This is a genomic window from Xanthomonas prunicola, assembly GCF_002846205.1.
GTDB classification, from domain to species: Bacteria; Pseudomonadota; Gammaproteobacteria; order Xanthomonadales; family Xanthomonadaceae; genus Xanthomonas; species Xanthomonas prunicola.
The window spans coordinates 1,222,000-1,247,223 of sequence record NZ_PHKV01000001.1; the positions used below are offsets into that span (position 1 = coordinate 1,222,000).

Sequence of the window (25,224 nt, forward strand, 5' to 3'; positions counted from 1 at the left end):
TGATAAATAGGCGCGCTTCAGATAATTTATTTCACTAAATGAAATAATCGGAGTTGTCATGGATACCCTCGATGCGATGCGCGTGTTCACTTCCGTGGCCGAGCGCAGTGGTTTCAGCGCCGCCGCCGATGCATTGGACCGCTCCACCGCCAGCGTCACCCGTCAGGTTGCTGCGCTCGAACAGCGGCTCGGCACCCGACTGCTCAACCGCACCACCCGCCGGGTCAGCCTGACCAGTGCCGGCAGTGCGTACTACCAGCGCTGCCTGCAACTGCTCGCCGATCTGGACGACCTGGAAGCCACCATTGGCGCGCAGGCATTGGAGCCGGCCGGCGTGCTGCGGGTGAATGCGCCGGTGAGTTATGGCATCGAGCGCCTGGGCGCGTTGCTGCCGGGCTTTCGCGCCCGCTACCCGCAGGTGGAGCTGGACCTGTCACTGTCCGACCGCTTGGTCGACATGGTCGAAGAAGGCTTCGATGTCGCCCTTCGTATCACTCGCCAGCCGGCGCCGATGCTGATCGCACGGCAGTTGGGCAAGGTACGGATACTGCCGTGTGCATCGCCGGCCTATCTGGCGCGTGTGGGCACGCCGCAGCACCCATCCGATCTGGCCGGCCACGAATGCTTGCTCTACCACTACTCGCCCAGCGGCGATGAGGTGCGCTTTCATGGCCCCGAGGGCGATATCGATGTGCGCCTACACGGCGGCCTGCGCGCCAACAACGGGCATGTGCTGAACGCTGCCGCGCTGGCAGGACAGGGCATCGTGATGCAGCCGGATTTCCTGGCCGAACCGCATCTCGCCGCCGGGCGCCTGGTGCGCATTCTTCCCGAATACACCCTTGGTGAAATCGGCATCTTTGCGGTCTACACCAGTCGCAGCCACCTGGCGCCGAAGGTGCGCAGCTTCATCGATTACCTGATCGAGTGCATGGCCGAGCCCGGACCCGGTTGAGCGCTGCGGGCGATGCCAAAAACACCTCGCGCATCTGGCACGTGCATGCAATCAAAGCCGCTCGTCGGCAAGCAGTCCATGCAGGCCGAGGCCGAGTGACGCAGACGCAGAGATAACAATCGCTGGCGCATGACGTGACGCAGGCAGGCGCACCCCGGCCACACGCACCGCCTCGGCAGGCGCATCACCGTTCACACGCCCGAGGAAACACCCGCGGCAACAGTTCGTCCCGTGCGTGGTCATTCTGCTGTCGTGATCGGTATGCGCACAATCCGCTTCCTCGTTCACCAGGAGTGTCCATGAGCAAGATCGCCATTGTGTATTTCAGCGGCTACGGCCACACCGCCAAGCAGGCCGAAGCCGTGCATGCAGGGGCCGCCAGTGTCGGCGAGGCGACGCTGTACCGCATCGACCAGGACGGCAACCTGCCCGACGACGCCTGGGAGGCGATCGGTGCCGCCGACGCCATCATCTACGGCAGCCCCACCTACATGGGCGGCCCGGCCTGGCAGTTCAAGAAATTTGCCGATGCCAGCTCCAAGCCGTGGTTTGCGCAGGCATGGCAGGACAAGGTCGCTGCCGGTTTCACCAACTCGGCCTCGGCAAACGGCGACAAGGCCACCACCATCCAGTATCTGTGGACACTGTCGCAGCAGCATGGTCAGATCTGGGTGGGCACCGGGCTGCCGCCAGCAAACACCAAGGCACACGGACCGCAGGACGTGAACTGGACGGGCGGTTGGGGCGGCGCGCTGGCGATTTCGCCGTCGGACGCATCGCCGGACGAAGCACCGCGCAGCGGCGATCTGGAAACGGCCAAGCTGTTCGGCAAGCGCGTTGCCGAATTCGCCGCCAAGCTCAAAGGCTGATCGCACGTCACAACAGCCCGCGCAGCTCGGCAGCGTTGCCTGCCGAGCTGCGCGGGCTGTGCGTTAGCGTGTGGGCCACATCGCGCTAACGCCTTGCACGCCATTGTTCCCCGACCTTTTGCTGCACGGAGTCCCCCACCATGCAAACCCGCACGCTTGGCCGTTCCGGCCCCACCGTCTCGGCGCTCGGCCTTGGCTGCATGGGCATGAGCGCGTTCTATGGCGACCGCAGCGACGAGGCCGCTTCGATCGCGGTGATCCACCGCGCGCTCGACCGTGGCATCAGCCTGCTCGACACCGCCGACATGTACGGCCCGCACACCAATGAAGTGCTGGTCGGCAAGGCGATTGCCTCGCGCCGCCATGAAGTGTTCTTGGCCACCAAATTCGGCATCAAGCTCGATCCCAGTGACCCGTCCGTGCGTGGCATTGATGGCAGCCCGGCGTATGTGCAGTCCGCCTGCGAGGCCAGTCTGCGTCGGCTGGGCGTTGAACATATCGACCTGTATTACCAACACCGCGTCGACCCCAACGTGCCGATCGAAGACACCGTAGGCGCGATGGCGCGCCTGGTCGAACAGGGCAAGGTGCGCTTTCTCGGTTTGTCGGAAGCGGCCGCAGCCACCATTCGCCGCGCGCATGCGGTGCATCCCATCACCGCGGTGCAGACCGAATATTCGCTGTGGTCGCGCGAGCCGGAAGATAACGGCGTGTTTGCCACGGTGCGCGAACTCGGCATCGGGTTCGTGCCTTACTCGCCGCTCGGCCGCGGATTTTTGACCGGTGCGTTTTCGTCGCCAGACGATTTCGATGCCGACGATTACCGCCGCCATTCGCCGCGTTTTCAGGGCGACAACTTCACCCGCAACCTGCAGCTGGTGGAGCAAGTCAAGGCGATCGCTGCCGACAAGGGCATCACGCCCGGACAATTGGCGCTGGCCTGGGTGTTAGCGCAGGGCCAGGACTTGATCCCCATTCCGGGCACCAAGCGGCTGGCCTATCTGGAAGAAAACATCGCGGCGCTGGATGTGGCACTGATGCCGGACGAGCTGGCACGTCTTGATGCGATCTTCCCGGCGCAGGCCGCGGCCGGCACGCGCTATCCGGAAGCGATGATGGGTGCGGTCAACCGCTGAGCCGCACTGGTCGTCACCGCAGTGGCCGCAGCGATCGTTGCGACACTGCGTTGGCACTGGCACTGGCATTGGCATTGGCATTGGCATTGGCATTGGCATTGGCATTGGTGAGCCTGCTGCCTACCAATGCCGCCATCCAAGACATCACGCGCGATGAAGTGGCATGTGCCTGCGTCGCAGTGCTCGCTTGATCCCGAGTGGATCGTCTTGACCGTTCCCGCTCACATCATCGCGTCGCTGCACCTTGCAGACTGGGCATAGCCCACACGAACCACGCCCATGCTGTCCTTCGTGATTCCCGCCCATGACGAGGCCGCCCTGATCGGCGACACGCTGCAGTGCCTGCATGCTTGCGCGCAAGCGATGCAGCTGGACTATGAGGTGATTGTGGTGGCCGATGCCTGCGAAGACGCCACTGCGGCCATCGCACGCAGCCATGGCGCGCAGGTACTGGAGGTACAGCTGCGCCACATCGCCGCGACACGTAATGCCGGCGCGCAGGCCGCACAAGGCGAACGCTTGTTATTTCTGGATGCCGACACCTTGATCAATCCGCAAGTTGTTGGCGCCGCATTGGCTGCACTGGATGCCGGCGCGGTGGGCGGCGGTGCGCAAGTGCATTTGCAGGGCAAGCGCGTGTGGTCCGAGCGCGTGGCGCAGGCTTTTTTTGGCTGGTTTTTCCGTGTGTCCGGCATTGCGCCCGGGTGCTTTCTGTTCTGCACGCGGATGGCATTCGTCAGCGCGGGTGGCTTCGACACGCGTTACTACGCCGGCGAAGATGTGGCCCTGAGTCGGGCGCTGGCGCGCTGCGGACGCTTTGTAATCTTGCGCCAGACCGTGCACACCTCCGACCGCAAATTGCGCAGCTTTTCCAAGCGCGAACACCTCGGTCTGCTGCTGCGATTCCTGTGGCGTGGACGACGCATGCTGCAGACCCGCGATGCACTCGGCTTCTGGTATCAACGCCGGCGCTGAACCGAGCGTGTCCGCACTGCCACGATCCGCAGCGTCGCCTGCCCTCGAACCGGCACGTGGCACCGCAGGCCACTTACACTGTGCTTTCTGTTTCGGTTATACGAGTTGCGCCGCATGGCTTTTTTGCATCGCCCCGTCCTGATCGCTGCCATGTCTGCCGCGTTGCTGACCACCGCAGCGTGCCACCGTGATGGCGCGACCCCGGCCGCGAGCACGCAGCCAACGCCGCCTCCGAGTCAGCCCAAGCTCGGCGATTTCGGCTTCGATGTGGCCGGCATGGACCGCAGCGTGGCGCCGGGCGACGACTTTTTCTCGTACGCCAGCGGCAACTGGGTCAAGACCACGCAGATTCCGGAAGACCGCTCCAGCTTCAACAGCTTCGTCTCCATCGCCATCGAGACCGAGCGGCATAGCCGCGACATCATCGAAGGCGCTGCCGCCAACGACCGCGTCACCGGGGAAGACAAGCAGATCGGCGACTACTACGCCGCTTACATGGATGAAGCCAGCATCGAGGCCAAGGGCGTGCGCCCGGTGCAACCGGAACTGGATGCGATCGCCCAGCTCGACGACAAGCAGGCGCTAGCGCGCACCTTGGGAGGCCAGCTGCGCGCCGATGTGGATTTGCTCAACTCCACCAATTTCTATACCGACCGACTGTTCGGCCTGTGGGTGTCGCAGGACCTGCATCATCCAGGTCGCTACGTGCCCTATCTGGTGCAAGGCGGCCTGGGCATGCCCGAGCGCAGTTTCTACCTGGACGGTGGGCGCATGGCGCAGCTGCGCGAGGCCTACCGCGCGCACATTGTCACGCTGCTGGAGCTGGCCGGCATCAGCGATGCGCCCGCGAAGGCCGAGCGCATCCTGGAACTGGAAATCGCCATGGCGCGCGTGCACGCCACGCCTGAGCAGACCAACAATGTGCAGGCCGGCGCAAATGCCTGGAAACAGGCCGATTTCGCGCACAATGCTCCCGGCCTGGACTGGGCGCTGTTCTTCGACGCCGCCGGTCTGAGCGCACAGCAGGATTTCATCGTGTGGCAGCCGCGCGCAGTGAGCGGGTTGTCGGCGCTGGTGCAGTCCGAGCCGCTGCAGACCTGGAAGGATTATCTGAGCTTCCGCGCGCTGGATCGCGCCTCGCCGTATCTGTCCAAGGCCTTCGCCGACGAGCGCTTCGCGTTTTACGGCACCACGTTGGAAGGCACCCCGCAGCAGCGCCAGCGCTGGAAACGCGGCATCGACGCGACCAACGCCGCATTGGGCGAAGCGGTCGGCAAGCGCTACGTGCAGAAGTACGTCAGCGCGCAGACCAAGACGCGCGCCGAAGAGATGGTCAAGAACATCGTCATCGCGTTCGGCAAGCGCATCGATGCACTGCAGTGGATGAGTGCCGAGACCAAGCAGCACGCCAAAGCGAAAATCGCCGGCTTGACGGTGGCAGTTGGCTATCCGGACACCTGGCGCGACTACAGCGGGCTGGACGTGCGTCGCGACGATGCGCTGGGCAATGTGGAACGTGCCCAATTGTTCGAGTACCGCCGCAATCTGGCCAAGCTGGGTAAGGCAGTCGATCACCGCGAGTGGTACATGCTGCCGCAGGAAGTCAACGCGCTGAATGTGCCACTGGAAAACCGCCTGATCTTCCCGGCGGCAATCCTGCAACCGCCGTTCTTCGACCCAGCCGCCGACGATGCGGTGAACTATGGCGCGATCGGTGCGGTGATCGGGCACGAGATCAGCCATAGCTTCGACAACATGGGCGCGCTGTTCGATGAACACGGCGAACTGCACAACTGGTGGACGCCGCAAGACCTGAAGAAGTTCGAGAGCGCCGGCAACGCGCTGGCCGCGCAGTTCAGTGCCTACAAACCGTTTGACGATTTGTCGGTCAACGGCAAGCTGACACTGGGTGAAAACATCGCCGACGTCGCGGGCCTGGCCACGGCATACGACGCCTACCAATTGTCGCTGCAGGGTAAGCAACCGCAGACCATCGACGGTTTCAGCCCGGATCAGCGTTTTTTCCTCGGTTTTGCGCAGGCCTGGCGCAGCAAATATCGCGACGCGGCACTGCGCAATATCGTGCTCACCGACGTGCACGCACCCGGCCGCTTCCGCGCGCAAACCGTACGCAATCTGGATGCGTGGTACCCCGCCTTCGATGTGACGCAGGGCCAGCGGCTGTATCTGGCGCCGGAACAGCGGGTCAAGATTTGGTAGGTGGTGTCGGTGCTGGTGACTGCAACGCAGTTTCTCGACGCGATGGTCGAGCTAGCGCTGAATGCCAATTACCCATACTGGGAAGTCCACTCACCCCGGTAGAGAACTTGGGGAGAGTACGATGCCGCTGCACGCTGCACGCTCTTACACATCATGGGTGTCTGCGATCAAAATGCGGCCACCGGGGGCATCTCGTGCGGCTTGCCACTGCGCAACGCCCTGTCACTTCGCCCCACCAGCATTACGCTTTGCCAGGCCACTCCAGCAACATCGCCGGCGGTAATTCCATGCGCCTGCACGCGCGCGCAGACAGTCCGTCGGGCAAGGCCGTGCGGAACAGCGGCGACATGCTGCGTAGCAGACGTGCCGATGCGCGCGCCAGCGCGCGTTGCGTGGTGGTGCGGCCGAGCATGTCGCTCGCCCAACTTGGCAGCAAGGCCGTGCCGGCACCGAGAAATACGCCCCGCGACAGGCCTGCCGCGGGCACCGGTAGCTGGATACTGGTGAGGATGTCGAGCACTTCGCGCGAGCGCGCGTCCATGCGTAACTCTCCAAGGACCGACGCAAAATACGCATCCACCTGCGCCTCGCTGGCAGGCACGTCGGCTGCACCTAGCGCTTCGGCAACGCGTCGCGCTTCGTCGTAATAGCGGTCGGCGATGGCAGTGGGCACATCGCGGCAATAGCGCCGGCATCCCTGCAAAAACCCATAGGCTTCGGTGACATGCACCCAGGTGAGCAACTGCGGGTCGTTGGCGTCGTAGGGCACGCCGTCAGCGGTGTGGCCGCGGATATGCGAGTGGATCTTGCGCACGCGGACGATCAGCTGTTCGGCCTCCGCACGTGGGGCGTAGGTGGTGCCGGCGACGAAGTTGGTGGTGCGCCGCAGCCGCCCGATCAGGTCGGTGCGAAAGTTGGAGTGGTCGTACACCCCGGCCAGCGCACGCGGATGCAACAACTGCAGCATCAATGCGCACAAACCGCCGGACAGCATGCCTGGAAATTCGGAATGGATGCGCCAGGTGATGCTAGCGGGCCCGAAGATGCCGGGATCGCCCAGCGGCTGATCGTATTCAATGGTGCTCTGCCCACGCGGAAAGGCGCCGAGCACCCAACGGTGGATCTGTTTGGCGGCGGGGGCGGTGAGCGTACGCAGGACGGCTGACATGCCGCGATGATACGCAGGTCATCTGCAACACCAGATCAGCGCATTGCCGACCAGGCATCTGCTCGTACGTCAGCGATGACGACTGCCATCTGGAGACGGTCGTGGTGAGGCCGCGGGGATACGGGGCGGTGGCTTGGCATCTGCATGGTGCAGCGATCGGCCAGTCACTCATCAATGCCCCCCTTTCTGCGAGCCGGCTCGGCGTTGCACAAACGCCCTGCGTCATCGCTTTCAACATGCCAGGCAAGCCGGCTTCCCCACCCCCTCGCACGTGGCGATTGCCGCAGCATCAGGTGTGCAGTGCAGCAAGATCGGAGATGGAGCGCAGGCAGGCCTCGGCGACAGTGCGCTAAATCCGCCTGAATTCAGCAATTTGTGCGCGCATGCGCAGAATTGCGTGACTACGGCTTCACCTGAGGCATTGCCATGCACAGCGAAAGTGCTAGAACTAAGACCGTCCGCAACGCCCTGCATCGCCAGCACGTTGCGGACGCTCCAGGGCACCGGCCGCGGCCAGTGCAGCAAGTCGTTCGTACCAGCCATCCGTCAGGAGCTTGTCATGATCGCTTTGTTCCAGGGTTTAGGCCTGCTATTGCAGGACAACGCACTCCATCGGCGCTCCTTCGACGAACAGGTCGTCTACTGGCGCGACAAGACCGATGCCCAGCTCGACGAAGAGCTCGATCTGCTCAAGGTGGCCAAGAAACAGTGGGTGATCGCCTCGATCATCGGCTGGCAGGCCATTTCGCTGGTGCTGCTGGGCGTGATCACCCACCAGCTATGGCAGAACGACTACCACCTCACCTTCAGCCGCGTGGTGATCATTTTCACCTCGTGGGCGTCCATCCTGTTCGTGATGTGGTACATCGCCGACCTGTTCGACCACAGCGCCGGTTTCGAACGCTGGCTACGCGCCTTCAACAGCCGCGCGCGGGTGACGCCGGATGCAGACTCGGTCGAGTGCGTTGCCGATGCGCTGGACATGACGCGCCGTTACCCGGAAGTGCTGCGCTACAAGCAGGAGGTGACCTCCAAGCGCGAGTTGCGCCACGAAGACATCGTCAACATGCGCGAAATGGGGCGCTTGCGCCGCTACACCGAATTGTTGCGCGACCTCGATCGCTTCGATGGCGCACCACGGCTGGTGGTTAATTCCTGACAAGCGCCAGCGGTGGATGCGGTGAAGCGCTGACCCAGCCACATCCACCTGCAGCGACGATTCCGCTGCATGCAAAAACGGCCGGCGCACAATGCACCGGCCGTTTTGTTTTATGCCCAGCCGCTGCTGCCCGCCGGTTTACGGTCGTGATCGCCGGCTAGCAGCGCACCCGAAGGCGCAATCAGCTACGCCTGCGCAACCGCCTTCTCCACCGACGGGGTACGCCAACCGCTACGCACGCCCCAGATGTAGAACACCACGCCTACTGCGGCGACAACAGCCAGATCGGTGCCGTAGCTGAGATAGCCGTGGCCGCCGAAATCGCTGCTGCCGGCCCAGGACAGCAGCGCGATCATCGGCAAATAGCAGATCATCCAGGCAGCGCCCTTGAGGTTGCGGCGCAGGTCCGGCCAGCCCTGCTTGGCCTGGTAATAGCAGTACACCGGCAGCGCCACGACCATCAGCAAGATGATCTCGCCGGTCAGCGGCCAGCGTGCCCAGTACAGCAGTTCGGTGGCCATCACGAAGGCCACGCCGGCCAGCACCGGCAGCGCGGCGATGCGCAGCGGGCGGTGCAGTTCCGGGGCGTGGCGGCGCAGCGCCATCGCGCTGATCGGGCCGGTGAGGTAGGAAATGATGGTGGCCACCGAGATCACCGCCGCCAGCGTACCCCAGCCGCGGAAGAAGAACAGGAACACGAACGACACCGCCAGGTTGAAGAACATGGCCATGCGCGGCACGCCCCAGACCGGGTGCAGTTTGCCCAGCGCAGCCGGCATGGTGCCGTTCTTTTCCATGCCGTAGACCATGCGCGCGGTGGTCGCGGTGTAGGTGATGCCGGTGCCGCTGGGGCTGACGAACGCATCGATGTAGAGCAGCATCGCCAGCCAGTGCAGGTTGACGATGATGGCCAGTTCGGCGAACGGCGAGCGGAAATCGATGCCGTGCCAACCGGCCTTGGCCAGCAGATCCGGCGGCACTGCGCCGATGTAGGCCACCTGCAGGATCACGTAGACCACCGTGGCCAGCGCGATCGAACCCAGCACCGCGAACGGAATGCTGCGACCGGGGTTACGCGCTTCGCCGGCCAGATTCACCGGGCTCTGGAAGCCGTTGAAGCTGAAGACGATGCCGGCGGTGGCCACCGCAGTGAGCACTGCAGCGAGGTCGAGCACGTGCGCATCGCCATGGATGCCGACGCTGAAGTTTTCGCTGTGGAAGCCGCTGGCGATCAGCGCCACACCGGTGGCGGCTGGCACCACCAGCTTGAACACCGTGATCAGGGTGTTGGAGCGCGCGAACAGCTTGACGCTCCAGAAATTCAGGAAGAAATACACCAGCACCAGCACTGCCGAGATCAGCAGGCCAGGCACCGACAACTCGCCTGCCCCGCCAGGCGCCTGCACATACAGCCCTTGCGCCCAGGCCCACGGCCAGGACGCCATGTATTGCACCGAGGCCTCGGCCTCGACCGGGATCACCGAGACGATGGCAATCCAGTTGGCCCAGCCGGCGATGAAGCCGACCAACGAGCCGTGCGAATAATGGCTGTAGCGCACCATGCCGCCGGATTCGGGGAACATGGCACCCAGTTCGGCATAGGACAGCGCGATGGTGGTGATGATCGCAGCACCCAGCACCCATGCCCAGACCGCACCGGGACCGGCCAGCCCGGCCGCGCGCCAGGCGCCAAACAACCAACCTGAGCCAATGATCGAGCCCAAGCCAGTCAGCATGAGGGCAAAGGGGCCAACGTCGCGGCGTAGCGAGTGTTCGGACATGAGAAGCCTGGCAGTGAGGACGCCGTGAACCGGCAACAAGCCTGTAATGATCGCAGAAGCGACCGCTTGTCGTCAGTGCGTATTCAGGCTCACTGGAGTCCTTGCCATGCGTGTCCCGCTGATCCTGTGCCGCGCGGCCCGCCCGCACACGTCAGCCGATGGCGCTCAGCCGTCGCAATCGGCACGTGGTGCCGCGGTGGCCACGCAGGTGTGCGCCTGGCCGGAGACGCCGCGTAATTCGCGCATCTGCCCCGGCGCCAGTGCAAAGCTGTCCAGGGTCTTGCGGGCGCAGGCCGGCGCGCTGGCGGTGCCGCCGCCGGCGCTGCGGGTCGCGCACTGTTCTTCGTAGATCAGGTAATAGCAGTGGCCGGAATTGCTGGCCAGGCAATGCACGTTGGTCGTGGTCGCCGTGGTCAGCGTCTTGCTGAAGATCACATCGCGGCCATCGCTGGTGGCACGGGTGATCGAGGTGGTGCCATTGCGTTCATGGCAGCCGGCCAGGGCGAGCAGGCAGTACACCAGGGAGGCGATCAGGCGCATGGAGGAAGTCCTTTCATTGATGCGAACGGGGGAAATCGGAATGGCCGGCACCACAACTGCGAGACGTCAGACGGATGCGGACGCTGCGCGGAAACGGATGGACCACTCACGCTTGCACTTCGGGTTGAGCGGGCGGTCCGCACCTGCCTGACGACCGCCCGCAACGTGTTGCTCACCGCACCTACATGCCGCGGAACAGGCTCATGAACGGCTGGCTGACAGTCAGCGTTTCGCTGCGGCCGCGCAGCGCCAGCCGGCCCTTGCCGGTGTCGTCGCGCACCACGCAAGCCACTGCTTTCATGTTGACGATGGTCGAGCGGTGGATCTGCTTGAACACCTGCGGGTCCAGCACATCCAGCAGTTCGCGCAGCGGCGTGCGCAACACCGCTTCGCCGGCGGCGGTCATCACCGTGGTGTATTTCTGATCGGCCTGGAAATACGCCACCTCTTCCAGCGCGATCAAGCGTGTCTCGCGGCCGCTGCTGGCGGTGAGCCAGGCTAGCGGCGGTGCAGCGTTCGTGGCGGTCGGGCGTGCCGACAGACGCTGCAGCAAGGCCTCCAACAGCGCGCCATCCGGCTGACCGGCAGCGGCGCGTTGTTGCACGCGCTGCCAGGCGGCCTGCAGGCGCTCGCGGCTGATGGGCTTGAGCAGGTAGTCCACCGCACCGTGTTCGAACGCGTCGATGGCGTACTGATCGTAGGCGGTGACGAAGACCACCTGCGTGCGCGGGCTGACCTCGCGCATCGCGCGTGCCACTTCGATGCCGGTGAGGCCGGGCATGCGGATATCCAGAAACACCACATCCGGTTGCTGGGTGGCGATGGTTTCCAGCGCGCTGGCACCGTCTTCGCATTCACCCACCACCTGCAGCTGCGGACACACCTCGGCCAGCAGCGCGAGCAAGGACTGCCGCAGCAACGCTTCGTCTTCGGCAACCACCGCACGCAGCGCGCTCATGCCTGCACCTGCGGAGCGTACGCGGCCGCAGTGGACACCGGCGGCGGTGAGGGCGCGGCAACCAGCTGCGCAGGCAGCGGCAGACTGATCGTGGCAGCCACCCCGCTGGGGAAATTGGACACGATGGCAAAGCTCGCCTTGTCGGCATAGATCAACTTCAGCCGCTCGCGCAGGTTCTTCAGGCCGATGCCGGTGCCCTGGCTATGCGTGTTGAAGCCCTGACCATCGTCGGCCACGGTGAGCGTGGCATGGTCGTCATGGCGACGCGCCAGAATCCACACGGTGCCGCCGCCGGGCTTGGCTTCCAGCCCATGTTTGATCGCGTTTTCCACCAGCGTCTGCAACATCATCGACGGCAGCGGCAGCGCGCGCAGTTCGTAGGGCACTTCGACCTGCAAGGCCAGCCGCGTGCCCATGCGAATACGCAGGATCTCCAGGTACGCCTGGGTGCGTTCGAGTTCTTCGCCCAGGGTGGCGATGGCGCCGTCGGCGCTGGGCAGCGAGCTGCGCAGGTACTGGATCAGATGGCCGATCATGATGTCGGCGCGCGGCGGGTCGGTGCGCGCCAGCACCTGCGCACTGGCCAGCGTGTTGTAGAGAAAGTGCGGTTCGACCTGCGCATGCAGCAGATTCAGGCGCGCCACGGCCAGTTCCTTTTCCATCACCGATTGCTCGGCGGCGGCCTGTTCGTCACGACGCTGCTCACCGACCCGGCGCACCACCGCACGATTGATCGCCTCGGCGTTTTCGTAATTGCTGCCTTCGTCCACCGCAAACAGGTCCACCCACGCGCCGGCGTCGGGCTCGCACAGCACCGTGACGCTACTGGTGCCCTGCCCCGGCGTGATCGTGGTCAGAATCTGGTTGTGGGTGATGGCAAAGCGCGCGAACAGATTCCAGCGCGACGGCTGGCGTCCTTCATACGGGTCGATGCGGCGCACCTTGGCACGGATCAGCAGGCTACCCGGCGCACACTCGATATCCTGTACGCGTGGCAGTGCACGCACCGCCTCTTCCATGACCGCAAAGCTGGCCTGCACATCCAGCGGCACTTCGATCTGACGACGCTGACGGGTGGACAAGGTGGTGTGATCCAGCCGATCGGCGATCAGGCGCACCCGCCGCACATGCGTGATCGAACTCATCAATGCCAGCGTCAGCAAGACCATGCAGGCCAGCGCAAAGACCGGGCCGACCGAGCCGAACACCTGCGCCCACATGATGCCGGCCACCACCAACGCGGCGGCCCAGGCGAACACGATACGCACGATCAGAAAGACGCTGGCAGACACAGGCGGCAACTCGTCGGAGATGGGACGGGAGCGAGCATAGCCGCCGCGTGCCACTGCGAAAGCCCCCGGCGACGAATGGCCCCCAACGTCACCTCAAATGCCGGGATCGCAGGACGAAACCTGGCCTGGCCGGTCCGCAGGCCGGGACCTGCGCGGTATGCTCGCCAGAGGCAGGCAACCAGACGCTTGCCGGGTTGCGTGCGGCCGAGCACGCTGTGCTGCCAGCGGCGATGCGTTGGCGTCGGCCGGCATTGCCGCTGGATGCCGGCGCCGCTCCCATCGCAGCGGGTCGACCCACCTCCACATCACCTCGCAGGAGTCGCATGCACCGCCGTCATTTTCTGCACAGCGCAGGCCTTGCGCTTGCGGCCGCTTCGACCGGCAGCTGGGCTGCCACCGGCAAGGCTGCCATCGCGCCGTCCATTGCGTTGCCGGCATCCGGCGCACTGCCGCTGCCGTTCGCTACCGCACCTGCACTGGCACCGATACGCGCCTCGGTCGACCGCATCATCGCCATCAACGGTTGCACGCGCCCATTCCGTGCGCAGGGGCCGCGGATCGAAGCCGAGCGCATCGGCCGCAAGACGGTGGTGCACAACTACGGGCATGGCGGCAGCGGGTGGTCGCTCTCCTGGGGCGCGGCCGAACAGGCGCTGCGGCTGGTGCGAGCGGCCGACCCCGCTGCGCGCGAGTTGGCGGTGATCGGCTGCGGCGCGATCGGCCTGACCACCGCCCTGGTGGCGCAGCGCTCCGGCCTGCGCGTGCGCATCTATGCGCGCGAGCGGCTTCCGGAAGTGCGCTCGTTCTATGCCACCGGCGTGTGGTCGCCGGATTCGCGCGTCTGCACCAGCGAATACGCCACTGCCGATTTCAAGACGCGTTGGGAAGAGATGGCGCGCACGTCGTTTCGCCGTTATCAAACCTTACTGGGCCTGCCCGGCGAGCCGATTGAATGGCGCGATGGCTACGTGCTCTCGGACGTGCCGTTCGATCAACCCGTCGTCTCTACCGAAGCGCATGAACCGAACTATCCGTCGCTGGAACGCGACCTGATCGATGATCTCGGCCCGGACTCGCAACCGGTGGCGGCCGGCAGCCATCCGTTTCCGGTGCCGTTCGTGCGCCGCTACAGCCAGCTCACCTTCAACCTTAGCGCCTACGCACGCTTGTTGATGGAGGATTTTCTGCAGGCAGGCGGCGAGCTCTACACGCGGGAGTTCGAGCACCCGCGCCAGTTCGGCGACCTGCACGAGAAGATTCTGATCAACGCCACCGGTTACGGTGCGCGCGCCTTGTTGGGCGATGAGAGCGTGATTCCGGTGCGCGGACAGACAGCGCGCCTGATCCCGCAACCGGAAGTCACCTATGGGCTGGTCTGGCGCGGCCACAATCTCAACGTGGTGCCGCGGCGCGACGGCCTGCTGGTGCAAGCGCAAGGCGCGCACGACTTCAATAATGCAGACGGCACGCCTGATCGCGCAGCATCGGAAGCGGCGGTGCGCGAGCTGGCAAAGCTGTTCGCAACAGGCTGAGCGGTGCGCACGCATCGATGGACTGCGTGCGGAGTGCACCAAGGTGTGTGCGCTTGCTGGGATATGCAGTGGCGTCTGCCAGACGCCGCCGCTTCGGAGGGTCATGCCAAGCCGACCACTGCGCTTGCGCTGGTCGTCTGAGGATCGATAGACGCCAAGAGCAGCTAAACACCTGATAATCCCTCTGCAGGTATGCATGTACGGCGCGCGCGAATCGCAGTGCATGCGTCATACATGCTGCACTCAGCACCCGCCGCGCTCGCCTGGCGGTGTGTGCAGGTGTTCTGTCAGCGCTCTAAATGCCGTTCCGCATCGCGGCGCTAATGGTCTTCAAGCGACGCCTGCAATGCACTGGCTAGCGCGGCATCGCCGCTGACCAGATCGTCCCAGCGCAAGGTCACGCCTTTGCGCTTGCCTTTCTCAACCAACTTCAAACCTTGCGGATCGATGATCAAGGTGTATGCCTGCTCGCCGATCTGCAGTTCGCGGCGTAATGGTTTGTCCAACGGCGTCATCGCGTGTCTCGCAGAAAGTTCGCTCACTGTTGTAACCCATCGGCGTTGCCCACGCGCGGCCGATCCATCTCTCGGCGAGAACGCATCCGTGGTAACGCCGCTGCGCATTCCTGCGGCCCAGCGCAGGCGACCGCGATGCGCCCCGCCCACGCAGCAATCACTGCCAGTCAACGCGGGCGCTGCCTGGCACCTGCGTGAGCGATGCGTGTACGCAGGGCGTTATGGCACAGGTCGTTCTCGCATCGGGATCACCCTGCCTACCGATAGCACTAACACTCGCAGGACTAGCTTGGCGATTACGCGGTAACGGCCGGGCGCAAGCGCGCCATCCCACAGTGGAGATCGCGCGCCGGAAAGCAATCGTGCTCGCGTTTTATCGAACGCGAACAACCAGAACGCTTTACCGCTCAGCGGTGACCGCCATGTTCAACCTTTGACCAACATCAGGAATCACCCATGGCGATCAAGACTGTCGAAGAACTCTTCATCCACGAGCTGTCGGATATCTACAGCGCCGAAAAACAACTCACCAAGTCGCTGCCGCGCCTGGTACGTGCGGCGACCGAACCGAAATTGAAAAGCGCGTTCGAAACCCATCTGGAAGAAACCCAGGGCCAGATCGAACGCATCGACCAGGTGGTCGAGGTGCTGGGCATCAAGCTCAAACGCATCAGGTGCGCGGCAATGGAAGGCCTGGTCGAAGAAAGCCGCGAGGTGATCGAAGACATCGAAGCCGGCCCGGTCCGCGATGCCGCGCTCATTGGTGGGGCGCAGAAGGTGGAGCATTACGAAATCGCTTCTTACGGCACCATCGCAGCGATGGCCAGGCAACTCGGCTATGCCGATGCGCTGCCGCTGCTGCTGGCAACGCTGGAAGAAGAAAAAGCCACCGATGAAAAACTGACCCTGCTGGCAGAGCAAGGCGGCAATCAGAAAGCGGCCAAGGCCAGCAAGGCCGCCTGACCCACTGCGTAGGGCCTACCGCCCAGCACAGGCCCGCAGCCCATGCGGGCCTCTTTTTAAGCCACCGCTTCCCCGTATCTGCACGCCGCAAAGGCGGCGTAGTTGCAGGAGCGCCAGCCAGGGAACACTTCATGTTCATGCATAACAAGCGTTTGATGTACACAGTGCGCGTTGCCGCGCCCAATCCGGAGCTGGCCACGCTGATGCTGGAGCAGTTCGGCGGGCCGCAAGGCGAGCTTGCCGCTGCGATGCGCTACTTCACCCAGGCGCTGGGCGAGAGCGATCCTGGCCGCAAGGATCTGTTGTTCGATATCGCCACCGAAGAACTCAGCCATCTGGAAATCATCGGTTCGATCATCGCCATGCTCAATCAGGGGCCGAAGGCGGTGCTGTCCGAGGGCATGGAAGAGGCCATGGACATGCGCAGCATGACCCAGAACAGTACCAGCCACACCCAGCAGATCCTGTACGGTGGCGGGCCGGCACTGGTGAACTCGGCCGGCACGCCGTGGACGGCCGTGTATGTGGATTCGATCGGCTGTCCGACCGCCGACATGCGCTCCAACATCGCCGCCGAGGCGCGCGCCAAGCTGGTCTACGAGCGCTTGATCACCGTCACCAGCGACCCCGGCATCGTCGATGCCCTGCGCTTTCTGATGACACGCGAAGTGGCGCATCAGAAGTCGTTCGAAAAGGCGCTGTATGCGATCGAGCCGAACTTCCCCCCGGGCAAGTTGCCGGGCGATCCGCGTTTCACCGACATCTACTACAACATGTCCCAAGGCGAGGGCGACAAGGTCGGCCCATGGAATTCCGGCGAGCAGTGGGAGATGGTGGCCGACCGCGACGAACAGGCCTGCGTGGACGGCGGCGACGGCACCGCATCGGTGGCGCTGGATGCAACCCAGGCCAGGGCGGTGGCAGCCATGTCGCAACGGCTGATGTCCAACCCAGAGTTGGACCGCGTCACCGGTGCGGATCTGGGCGCGGGCCCGGGTGCCGGTTCGACGACCGGCGACATTCAGCGCTGAATCCGGTGGGTGCCACGGCGCCCACCTTCGGTCGGCCACCGGCGCGACACCGCAAGTGGTCCGCTGCGCCAACGACTGGACCCGGCACCGGCATCCAGCGTTATCGATCCACGGTGTCCCGCGGCGGCGCATCGTCCGGCGCCTGACGTCCCTGCGCCTGCGCACGCTCCTGCTCGCCCAACTGGTTGAGCAAGGCAGTGGCCGATTGATGCGCCGTGCGTAGCGTCTCCATCGGTTTGGAGGTGTCGCCTCGCAAGGCATACAGCGCAAAGCCCATCACGTTGAGACGGTTACGCAGCTCATGCAGCAGCGCGCGCTGCCGCCCCTGCGATGCAGCATCGTTCACGACGCGTCCTTGTCGCTCAGTCGGTTGTGCAGCGTACGCACGCTGATGCCCAGTTCGCGCGCCGCCGCCTTCTTGTTGAAGCGCGTGCGTGCCAATGCCGATTCGATCATGGCGTCTTCGGCCTGACGCATGGTCCAGCCGGCAGGAATCAGCAAGCCGTCTTCGTCGGCCTGCGGCACGGTCTGCTCCACATCCGGCGCACTCAACAGATCGCCGTCGGAACGCAGATACAGATAGTGGATAAACGAGCGCAGCTCGCGCACGTTGCCCGGCCAGGCGTGGTACGCCAGATAGCGCAGCAGCGACTTGGTCGGCAATTTACGTTTGCCGTACTTGACGTTGAGCTCGTCGATCACGCGCAGCCCCAACAGGCGCGCATCGCCACGGCGCTCGCGCAGCGGCGGCACCTGGATCGGATATTCGTTGAGACGGTAGAACAGGTCTTCGCGTAGCACCGCCTGCTCGCGCTGCACATGCTGATGCGTCGCTGCCACGATGCGCGCGTCCAGTGCAATTTCTTCGTTGCCGCCCACGCGCATGAAACTGCGCGATTCGATCGCCCGCAGCAGATACACCTGCAGCCGCTTGGGCATCTCGCCGATTTCGTCCAGGAACAGCGTGCCGCCTGCGGCCTGCTCCAGGAACCCGGCGTGCCGACGGTCGGCGCCGGTGAAGCTGCCGCGCTCGTGGCCGAACAACTGGCTGGCCAGCAACTCCTCCGGAATGGCGCCGCAGTTGACTGGCACGAAGCGGCCGCTACGACCGGACACGCGGTGGATGGCGCGTGCGACCAGATCCTTGCCGGTACCGGTTTCGCCGGTCACCAGCACATTCAAATCGGTCGGCGCGACACGCACGATGTCCTTGCGTAGCATCGCGATGCTGTCGCTGTTGCCGACAATGCCCAGGTTGCCTTGTTGCGCTTCGCGCAACCCGCCAAGCACACGCTCCAGACGCTCCGGGGCGAATGGCTTGGTCAAGAATTCGCTCACCCCGAACTGCTTTGCACGGCCCTGGGTTTCGCGAGCGTAATCGCCCGACACCACGACGATCTGTGGGGTGTGATCCGGGTCGAGCCGTTCGATCAGATCGAAACCGCTGCCGTCTGGCAGGCCAACATCCACCACCAACAGGTCGGGAAAGTTGCTGTCCAGCCAGCGGCTGGCTTCGCCAAGGGTGTGGATGCCCTTGGCACGGAAGCCGCTATCGGTGGCGAGTTCAACCACCTGATCGCAGAACTCCACGTCGTCGTCGATGATGGCGCAGGAAAGACGGTCCATGAGCGCTTCTGTCCGAAATGACTAATAGATGGTCAGTTGAGAATTGTGACGGCCGCAGGAAATACGCTGACACACCACATCGGAAATTGCATGCTGCTGTCACGGTCTGTGAATGGTGCAGCGCTCTCCCCCAAGTCGAGCCCGCCGTGATGACTGTGGGCGAAGTACGCATGGAAGCGCTCGATTGCGCTAGTGCCAAGCGTCATGGTCGTGACTGGTTGCCGTCTCGAAAATGCCGAAACGCCAAGGAGTGCAAGGTTTGCAGCGGCAACCAAACCAGTCCGAAGGCAGGGGCCGCGCTGGTCGAGCGCGGGTTCAGCTCGCTTGCGTGTGTGCATTGGTGCCAGGATATCAGCCGGGGCCGCCATAAGCCGACGCCACAGTGATACCGCATGAACCCGTCAGAAAACCGTGTTGGGCACGCTGGTTTATCCACAGCCTGCTGCGTGCAACGCGCGCCCACCTGACTGACGCAGAAGCGATCAAGGCGGTACACGACGCCCTATGCCTGATCCCGGACGCGATGAATGCCATCCTCGCCGATTGGCTGGTGCCGCGCTGCCTGCGCCATTGACGCGGAGCATGATGCGACTTGCGGTTATATTTGCTTGATTCGCGCATCGCACTCGTAGACTGCCTGGTGTGCCTAGCGCGCCGGCGCCGTTACGCACGGTGCGCTCGGTCACTCTTTTTTGCGCGTGATGCGCGCAGGCTCGTCGCTATCCGCTGCAAGCGGCGCAATGCGGTGGCTTGCATTCGCCGCCAAGCGTGCCCGCTCGCGCACGCTACCGTTGCCAGTTACGCGTGTCATCACCCGGCTGGCGCCCATGCCGCTGCCCCTGTGCTGGCACGGCCGCCACACCGCCCGGCGTTAGGAGAGACCTGTGGAAGCGCTGCTGCTGTCCCGTATCCAGTTCGCCTTCGTCATTTCCTTCCATGTGCTGTTTCCCGCGTTCACCATTGGTCTGGCGAATCTGCTGGGCTTTCTGGAATGGCGCTGGCTGCGCACGCACGAGGAAGCATGGAAGCGACTGTATTTTTTCTGGTTGCGGATCTTTGCGGTGTCGTTCGGGATGGGCGTAGTGAGCGGCATCGTGATGGCGTTCCAGTTCGGCGCCAACTGGCCCGAGCTGAGCCGCATCGCCGGCAGTGTGATCGGTCCGCTGCTGAGCTACGAGGTGCTTACTGCGTTCTTCCTGGAGGCCAGCTTCCTGGGTGTGATGCTGTTCGGCTGGGACCGCGTCTCGGAGCGTCTCCATTTTTTCGCGACCTGCATGGTGGCGATCGGCACGCTGGTGTCTACCTTCTGGATCCTGTCGTCCAACAGCTGGCTGCACACCCCGCGCGGCTACGCGCTGGTCAACGGCATCGTGCAGCCGGTCAGCTGGATGCAGATCATCTTCAATCCGTCGTTTCCGTATCGACTGGTGCACATGGCGCTGGGTTCGTTCATCACCACCTGCTTCGTGGTTGGCGGCGTCGGCGCTCATTACGTGCGCAAGGGACTGCATGTGGATGCAGGCGCGCGCATGTTGCGCTTATCTGTGGCATTTGCCGCCATCGTGCTTCCGATCCAGGTCCTGGTGGGCGACCAGCACGGACTCAATACGCTGGAACATCAGCCGCTCAAGGTGGCCGCGATGGAGGCGCACTGGCATAGCGAAGGCAATGGTGCCGGGGTGCCGTTGGTGGTGTTTGCGCTGCCCAACGCCGAGGCCGAGCGCAACGATTACGAGGTGGCCATCCCGCGACTGGGAAGCCTGATCCTGACCCATAGCGCAGACGGCGACATCGCGCCACTGACCTCGGTGCCGCGCGATCAACGGCCGCCGGTGGCGCCGGTGTTCTTCGCCTTCCGCATCATGGTGGGTCTGGGCATGGCGATGTTGGTGCTGGCCTGGATCTCGGCCCTTGCGTGGTGGCGCGGACGCTTGCATGCCAAGGCGCTGATCCTGGCCTGGAACCTCATGTTGCCCGCCGGATTCATGGCGTTGGTGGCTGGCTGGTTTGTCACCGAGATCGGGCGCCAGCCATGGGTGGTGTACGGGCTGCTGCGCACTGCCGATGCAGTGGGCCCGCAGTCGCCTGTGACGGTGGCGGTGTCGCTGCTGGTGTACGTCTTGGGCTATGCCTTCGTGTTCGGCTTCGGCATCTTTTATCTGACCAAGCTGGTGCGCGCCGGGCCGCAAGCGAGCCGCGGCGGTCCGGATGTGGCCGGTGGCGAGCACACGCCGGCACGCCCGCTGTCTGCGGCAGACACGTCACTGGAACAGGAGAACACGCCATGGAACTGAGTTACTGGCTGCCGGTGGTGTGGTTCGGCGTGATTGGCTTCGGCGTGCTGATGTACGTGGTGCTGGACGGCTTCGTGCTCGGCCTGGGCATGCTGGCACCGTTCGCGCGTGACGAGCAGGAAGTGGACCTGATGATGAACACGGCCGCGCCGATCTGGGACGGCAACGAGACCTGGCTGGTGCTTGGCGGTGCTGGTCTGTTCGCCGCCTTTCCCACGGCGTATGCGGTGATCTTGTCCGGCCTGTATCTCCCGGTGCTGTTGATGGTGATGGCGCTGGTGTTCCGCGGCGTGGCGTTCGAGTTCCGCTTCAAGGCGCAGCGCTCGCGTCGGCTGTGGACGTTGTCGTTTATTGCCGGTTCGATCCTGACCGCTTTCGCACAAGGCATCATCCTGGGTGCGCTGGTGGAAGGCATGCCGCTGGAGAACGGGCGCTATACCGGTGGCGTGTTCGGCTGGTTCAGCCCGTTCACCATCCTCACCGGTGCCGCGCTGGTGTTTGGTTATGCGCTGCTCGGTAGCACCTGGCTGATTCTCAAGACCGAAGGCCGCACACACACCTTGGCAAGGCAACTGACCAAACCGCTGGTGGGTGTGGTGGTGACGTTCGTGGTGCTGGTCAGCGCGTGGTTGCCGTTCCTGAGCTCGCATGTGATGGCGCGCTGGTTCGAACACGGCAATTTTTGGTGGCTCTCGCCAATTCCGCTGATCACCGCGGTCGTCGCGCTCGCACTGTGGCGCAGCAGCGCCAGCTCGCGCAGCGATGCCTCGCCGTTTTTGCTCACCCTGGCGATCTTCGTGCTGGGCTTTATCGGCCTGGTGCTGGGGATGTGGCCTTACCTGGTGCCGCCGAGTTACACCATCTGGCAGGCAGCATCGCCACCGTCGTCGCAAATCTTCCCGATGGTGGGCCTGGTGATCCTGCTACCGCTGGTGCTCGGCTATACCGTGTGGTCGTACCGTGTGTTCCGCGGCAAGATCGCCGCCGACGTCGGTTATCACCATCACCACTGAGATGGTGCGGGACTGAGACACGTGCAAGATGCAATACGCACAGGCACACACACAGATGCGGGCGCTGGTGATGCTGCTGATGTGCGTCAGCGTTTTTCCGAGCCATCCGGTCGCTCATAGTCGTGCTCGGGGTCGGCCTTGTTTACGTCACGGTCTTCGTCGGGCATGTCATGCGCTTTCCATTCGACATCCTCATTGCGACGCTCCTGCGGCGTGAACGGCTTTTTCTGATCATCCGCCGGACCCCACGGCTTCTTCGGTTCGCTACCCACGCTCTTCTCCTGACTGTTCGTTGTGATCCAACGCTAGGCGGGCAGGCATTGCACCGTAGTGAACGGAGCCAGGTGGCGGCGTGAAGTGCGTGCTGATTGATGTGGTGATCACATGAAGGCAGATGCCCTGCTACGAGCGTCTGGCGACCGCGCTACAGATGTGATTGCTGCTCTACCCGCCAGTCTGCGAATGCGGCGCCTCCACCGGCTTCGACTGCGGAGAGTCTTTTTGCCGTAACCAGATGGTCAACACCACCAGCGAGAACACCGCCAGGAATTCGCTCTGCCAGTTCTGCATGGATTCGAACCAGAACGACGCGCTGGTGAAGTGCGCGAAAATCGTGAGCGGTGGCAACCCCTTCTGCGCATGTTCCAGCACCTCCAGCCGCCAACTCCCCACCAGGTGCAGCACGAAGCTCATCAGGAACAACGCGCCAAACGCGATCGCCAGCGAGTGGTCGTACAGGCGTCGCCACAATCCACCGACGCGCACCGGCCAGGGCGTGGCTCCGGGTTTGATCTCGGTGGTTTCGTCGGCAGGATCGAGTGGACGCGATTCGGCAGAGCCCACCTGACGCAACTTCACGGTGAGCAACACATACATGCCCATCTGCAAGAATTCGCTCTCCCAGTTCTCGAACAGTGCAGACATGAAATGCGGGCTGTGCAGATACGCAAAGAGCAACAGCGTGGGCTGCCCCTGTTCGCGTAACTCGTCATTGTAAGCGTGCAGCCCCGCGTAGATTTGGCACCCAATAAAGAACACGGTCAGCCCAAGCAGACACAACGACAGCCCATTCCGGCGCAAGAACATGGATGACCTCCTGACGATGCGCGCAGTATCGAGCGTCGTCGGCAAAAAACGCATGAAGTTTGTGTGCATCCACCTTGCACCGCTCGCACCAACATCCTCGATGAGATGGATGTAGCGGGCATGCCGCGATATGGCACACACACGACGCCGACATCGCCTAGCCCGGATGTTTACGTTTGCGTGACCACACTGAGGCTCATCAACGATCCTACCGTCAGGAGACAACAATGCCTGTACCCACCTATCCACGCCCGCCCTTCAAGCCGCAGCAACAGAGCTTTCCCGGCCGCACCGAAAAAATGGACCCGCGCCCGGATCATGGCGAAGATAGCTATGTGGGCCACGGCCAGCTGAAGGGCAAGCGCGCGTTGATCACGGGCGGCGACAGCGGCATTGGCGCCGCGGTCGCCATTGCCTATGCACGAGAAGGGGCCGATGTGGCAATTGCCTATCTGCCCGACGAGCAAGAAGATGCAGCGCGGATCGGCGCATTGATCGAAAAGGCCGGCGTCAAGGCACTGTTGGTGGGCTGCGACATCAGCGATCCCGGTCAGGCCGTAGGATTGATCGACAAGGTCAATAGCACACTGGGCGGCCTGGATATTCTGGTCAATAACGCCGGTTACCAGAAGTATTTCGAAAGTTTCGACGACATCACTCTAGACGAGTGGCGCAAAACGTTCGACACCAACGTGCATGCGGTCTTCAACCTGGTGCGCTTGTCGGTGCCATTGATGACCGATGGCGGATCCATTATCAACACCGCCTCGGTGCAGTCGAAGAAACCCACTCCGAATATCCTGCCCTATGCCGCAACCAAGGGCGCGCTGGCCAACCTCACCATCGGCCTGGCCGGCGTGTTGGCGGACAAGAACATCCGCGTCAATGCGGTGCTGCCGGGCCCGATCTGGACGCCGTTCATCCCCTCCGGCATGGACGAAGAGTCGGTTGAAAACTTCGGCTCGCAAACGCCGATGGGGCGCCCTGGTCAGCCGGTTGAACTGGCATCGGCTTACGTCATGCTGGCGGCCGATACGGCCAGTTACACCTCGGGCACCTTGCTGACGATCTCTGGTGGCGCGGTAACGCTGTAACGCCGCCCGCCGCCGCACTGTTACCAGGCCCGTGTCGCTTCTGGAGCGATGCGGGCTTTTCGCTTCGCGTGTCTAACCTTTGGCGATCACTAGCATGGTTGGTGCCGCCTTCTCTTGCATACGTAGCACTATAAGCGCAGTTGCGTGCCGGGTGACCAAGCAGACGCAACACGCTGGGCTCGAAGTCTTTGAAGAACAACTCAACCGTGTAATTCCTCTCGGTTTTTCACCAAAAAACAGGCAACGTTCGCTGCCTGTCTTGGTTCTCGCATACATCATTCAGCCCGGTTGTCATTCATCATGCAACGTAGTGATCACGTTGCCGAATCTGCGCAGCGCGTACGAGTAGCGCGTTTATAGCAGGCTGCGCCATCGTTCTGATCTCCGACATGACGCGCGATCAGTGCGGCTGGCCTTGCTTGGCACGCAGCGCCCTGGCGTGTTCCAGATGCTCGGCAATGGTTTCGCGTGCGCGCTGCAACTCCTTGCCCAGGTCACTGGAGCCCGGCTCGCTGCTCAGCTGCGTATCGAGCAAGGCCAAGGCCTGCTCGTGGCTTTCCACGCTGGACTGCAGATACTGCGATGCGAACTGCTGCCCATGCAGATTTTGCAGGCGTTTGCGCGCACCCTCTGCGCCTACGGCGGCGGCTTGGCCAAGCGTGCCATTTCGGTCCGGAGCAAAACGGCTAAGGTCGGTCAGCGCGGCACTATGGGCCTCATCCATCTTGCGCGCGAACGCGAGCACCTCTCCTTCCACTCCCTTCACCACCGCCAGCTGTGCGAGCGTGCGCTCGTTCTCATTGAACACGGCTAGCGCACCCAGCGCCTGCTTGCGGTCGCGCGAGTCGTCCACGCTGTCGCGCAACGGATCGCCGTGCGGTGGCGTTGCACCGACCACCGCTACTGCATGTTGCTGCCGGCCCTGTGCATCGCTTGCCAGGCCCTGACGACGCTGCCAAGCCTTGTACGCGACGTAGCCCACTGCGCCTGCCGTCACCATCTTGAAAATTCCCATTG

25 protein-coding genes are annotated in these 25,224 nt (G+C 63.6%); 14 read left to right on the top strand and 11 right to left on the bottom strand.

Annotated features, from left to right (window positions below):
• The first annotated feature begins 58 nt into the window (after window positions 1-58).
• The 6 genes from XpruCFBP8353_RS05405 to XpruCFBP8353_RS05425 all read left to right on the top strand — a co-directional run bounded on the left by XpruCFBP8353_RS05405 (window position 59) and on the right by XpruCFBP8353_RS05425 (window position 6,155).
• Complete coding sequence (locus XpruCFBP8353_RS05405; RefSeq protein WP_101362235.1) at window positions 59-955, top strand: LysR family transcriptional regulator; 897 nt, start codon at window positions 59-61, stop codon at window positions 953-955.
• A gap of 299 nt (window positions 956-1,254) precedes the next feature.
• A complete protein-coding gene (locus tag XpruCFBP8353_RS05410; protein WP_101362236.1) occupies window positions 1,255-1,824 on the top strand; it encodes a flavodoxin family protein in 570 nt (189 codons plus the stop codon).
• A 140-nt stretch (window positions 1,825-1,964) separates the two neighbouring features.
• Window positions 1,965-2,960, top strand: coding sequence for an aldo/keto reductase (locus XpruCFBP8353_RS05415; RefSeq protein ID WP_101362237.1), 996 nt, complete (start codon window positions 1,965-1,967; stop codon window positions 2,958-2,960).
• 50 nt (window positions 2,961-3,010) lie between these two features.
• Window positions 3,011-3,151 (top strand): hypothetical protein, encoded by a 141-nt coding sequence (locus tag XpruCFBP8353_RS23690; protein WP_157935115.1) that lies wholly within the window; start codon window positions 3,011-3,013, stop codon window positions 3,149-3,151.
• A gap of 88 nt (window positions 3,152-3,239) precedes the next feature.
• Window positions 3,240-3,935, top strand: coding sequence for a glycosyltransferase (locus XpruCFBP8353_RS05420; protein WP_101362238.1), 696 nt, complete (start codon window positions 3,240-3,242; stop codon window positions 3,933-3,935).
• Between the two features lie 150 nt (window positions 3,936-4,085).
• Window positions 4,086-6,155, top strand: a complete 2,070-nt coding sequence (locus XpruCFBP8353_RS05425; protein WP_101362495.1) for a M13 family metallopeptidase — start codon at window positions 4,086-4,088, stop codon at window positions 6,153-6,155.
• A gap of 241 nt (window positions 6,156-6,396) precedes the next feature.
• Here XpruCFBP8353_RS05425 and XpruCFBP8353_RS05430 read toward each other — a convergent pair whose 3' ends face one another.
• Window positions 6,397-7,323, bottom strand: a complete 927-nt coding sequence (locus XpruCFBP8353_RS05430; RefSeq protein ID WP_101362239.1) for an oxygenase MpaB family protein — start codon at window positions 7,321-7,323, stop codon at window positions 6,397-6,399.
• A 472-nt stretch (window positions 7,324-7,795) separates the two neighbouring features.
• Here XpruCFBP8353_RS05430 and XpruCFBP8353_RS05435 point away from each other — a divergent pair, with 472 nt between their 5' ends.
• Window positions 7,796-8,482: a hypothetical protein gene (locus XpruCFBP8353_RS05435; protein WP_101362496.1), complete on the top strand. Its 687-nt coding sequence runs from the start codon at window positions 7,796-7,798 to the stop codon at window positions 8,480-8,482.
• A 185-nt stretch (window positions 8,483-8,667) separates the two neighbouring features.
• Here the strand turns inward: XpruCFBP8353_RS05435 and XpruCFBP8353_RS05440 are convergent, their stop codons facing one another.
• The 4 genes from XpruCFBP8353_RS05440 to XpruCFBP8353_RS05455 form a co-directional block, all read right to left on the bottom strand.
• Entirely contained in the window at window positions 8,668-10,263 is a 1,596-nt protein-coding gene (locus tag XpruCFBP8353_RS05440; protein ID WP_101362240.1) for an APC family permease, read from the bottom strand.
• A gap of 165 nt (window positions 10,264-10,428) precedes the next feature.
• Entirely contained in the window at window positions 10,429-10,803 is a 375-nt protein-coding gene (locus tag XpruCFBP8353_RS05445; RefSeq protein WP_101362241.1) for a hypothetical protein, read from the bottom strand.
• A gap of 181 nt (window positions 10,804-10,984) precedes the next feature.
• A complete protein-coding gene (locus XpruCFBP8353_RS05450; RefSeq protein ID WP_101362242.1) occupies window positions 10,985-11,761 on the bottom strand; it encodes a LytR/AlgR family response regulator transcription factor in 777 nt (258 codons plus the stop codon).
• Window positions 11,758-13,053, bottom strand: coding sequence for a sensor histidine kinase (locus tag XpruCFBP8353_RS05455; protein ID WP_101362497.1), 1,296 nt, complete (start codon window positions 13,051-13,053; stop codon window positions 11,758-11,760). Before XpruCFBP8353_RS05455 ends, XpruCFBP8353_RS05450 begins: the two co-directional genes overlap by 4 nt.
• A gap of 323 nt (window positions 13,054-13,376) precedes the next feature.
• On the opposite strand from XpruCFBP8353_RS05455, the gene XpruCFBP8353_RS05460 reads away from it, so the two are divergent.
• Window positions 13,377-14,585 (top strand): FAD-dependent oxidoreductase, encoded by a 1,209-nt coding sequence (locus tag XpruCFBP8353_RS05460; protein ID WP_101362243.1) that lies wholly within the window; start codon window positions 13,377-13,379, stop codon window positions 14,583-14,585.
• 320 nt (window positions 14,586-14,905) lie between these two features.
• Here the strand turns inward: XpruCFBP8353_RS05460 and XpruCFBP8353_RS05470 are convergent, their stop codons facing one another.
• Window positions 14,906-15,100 carry a hypothetical protein gene (locus XpruCFBP8353_RS05470; RefSeq protein ID WP_101362244.1) on the bottom strand — a complete coding sequence of 65 codons (195 nt, stop codon included), beginning with the start codon at window positions 15,098-15,100 and terminating at the stop codon, window positions 14,906-14,908.
• A gap of 456 nt (window positions 15,101-15,556) precedes the next feature.
• On the opposite strand from XpruCFBP8353_RS05470, the gene XpruCFBP8353_RS05475 reads away from it, so the two are divergent.
• Both XpruCFBP8353_RS05475 and XpruCFBP8353_RS05480 read left to right on the top strand, forming a co-directional pair.
• Entirely contained in the window at window positions 15,557-16,063 is a 507-nt protein-coding gene (locus tag XpruCFBP8353_RS05475; protein WP_101362245.1) for a YciE/YciF ferroxidase family protein, read from the top strand.
• A gap of 131 nt (window positions 16,064-16,194) precedes the next feature.
• Complete coding sequence (locus tag XpruCFBP8353_RS05480) at window positions 16,195-17,094, top strand: manganese catalase family protein (protein ID WP_101362246.1); 900 nt, start codon at window positions 16,195-16,197, stop codon at window positions 17,092-17,094.
• Between the two features lie 100 nt (window positions 17,095-17,194).
• Here XpruCFBP8353_RS05480 and XpruCFBP8353_RS05485 read toward each other — a convergent pair whose 3' ends face one another.
• Window positions 17,195-17,440 (bottom strand): hypothetical protein, encoded by a 246-nt coding sequence (locus XpruCFBP8353_RS05485; RefSeq protein WP_162300948.1) that lies wholly within the window; start codon window positions 17,438-17,440, stop codon window positions 17,195-17,197.
• On the bottom strand, window positions 17,437-18,720 hold the full coding sequence (locus XpruCFBP8353_RS05490; RefSeq protein WP_101362247.1) for a sigma-54-dependent transcriptional regulator: 1,284 nt from the start codon (window positions 18,718-18,720) through the stop codon (window positions 17,437-17,439). The genes XpruCFBP8353_RS05485 and XpruCFBP8353_RS05490 overlap by 4 nt, the downstream gene beginning before the upstream one ends.
• A gap of 382 nt (window positions 18,721-19,102) precedes the next feature.
• Here XpruCFBP8353_RS05490 and XpruCFBP8353_RS24605 point away from each other — a divergent pair, with 382 nt between their 5' ends.
• The 3 genes from XpruCFBP8353_RS24605 (at window position 19,103) to cydB (ending at window position 22,027) form a co-directional block, all read left to right on the top strand.
• A complete protein-coding gene (locus XpruCFBP8353_RS24605; RefSeq protein WP_101362248.1) occupies window positions 19,103-19,294 on the top strand; it encodes a hypothetical protein in 192 nt (63 codons plus the stop codon).
• Window positions 19,295-19,604: 310 nt separating this feature from the next.
• Entirely contained in the window at window positions 19,605-21,014 is a 1,410-nt protein-coding gene (locus XpruCFBP8353_RS05505; protein ID WP_101362249.1) for a cytochrome ubiquinol oxidase subunit I, read from the top strand.
• Window positions 21,005-22,027: a cytochrome d ubiquinol oxidase subunit II gene (gene cydB, locus XpruCFBP8353_RS05510; protein WP_101362250.1), complete on the top strand. Its 1,023-nt coding sequence runs from the start codon at window positions 21,005-21,007 to the stop codon at window positions 22,025-22,027. Before XpruCFBP8353_RS05505 ends, cydB begins: the two co-directional genes overlap by 10 nt.
• 86 nt (window positions 22,028-22,113) lie before the next feature.
• Here cydB and XpruCFBP8353_RS05515 read toward each other — a convergent pair whose 3' ends face one another.
• Both XpruCFBP8353_RS05515 and XpruCFBP8353_RS05520 read right to left on the bottom strand, forming a co-directional pair.
• Window positions 22,114-22,299, bottom strand: a complete 186-nt coding sequence (locus tag XpruCFBP8353_RS05515) for a hypothetical protein (protein WP_101362251.1) — start codon at window positions 22,297-22,299, stop codon at window positions 22,114-22,116.
• A gap of 172 nt (window positions 22,300-22,471) precedes the next feature.
• The gene (locus XpruCFBP8353_RS05520) at window positions 22,472-23,113 is read right to left on the bottom strand and encodes a DUF6766 family protein (RefSeq protein ID WP_101362252.1); all 642 of its coding nucleotides are present in this window, start codon (window positions 23,111-23,113) and stop codon (window positions 22,472-22,474) included.
• Window positions 23,114-23,340: 227 nt separating this feature from the next.
• Between XpruCFBP8353_RS05520 and XpruCFBP8353_RS05525 the strand changes: the two genes are divergently transcribed.
• Window positions 23,341-24,207: an SDR family oxidoreductase gene (locus tag XpruCFBP8353_RS05525; RefSeq protein WP_101362253.1), complete on the top strand. Its 867-nt coding sequence runs from the start codon at window positions 23,341-23,343 to the stop codon at window positions 24,205-24,207.
• A 400-nt stretch (window positions 24,208-24,607) separates the two neighbouring features.
• Here XpruCFBP8353_RS05525 and XpruCFBP8353_RS05530 read toward each other — a convergent pair whose 3' ends face one another.
• Entirely contained in the window at window positions 24,608-25,222 is a 615-nt protein-coding gene (locus XpruCFBP8353_RS05530; RefSeq protein WP_101362254.1) for a DUF4142 domain-containing protein, read from the bottom strand.
• Window positions 25,223-25,224 lie beyond the last annotated feature (2 nt).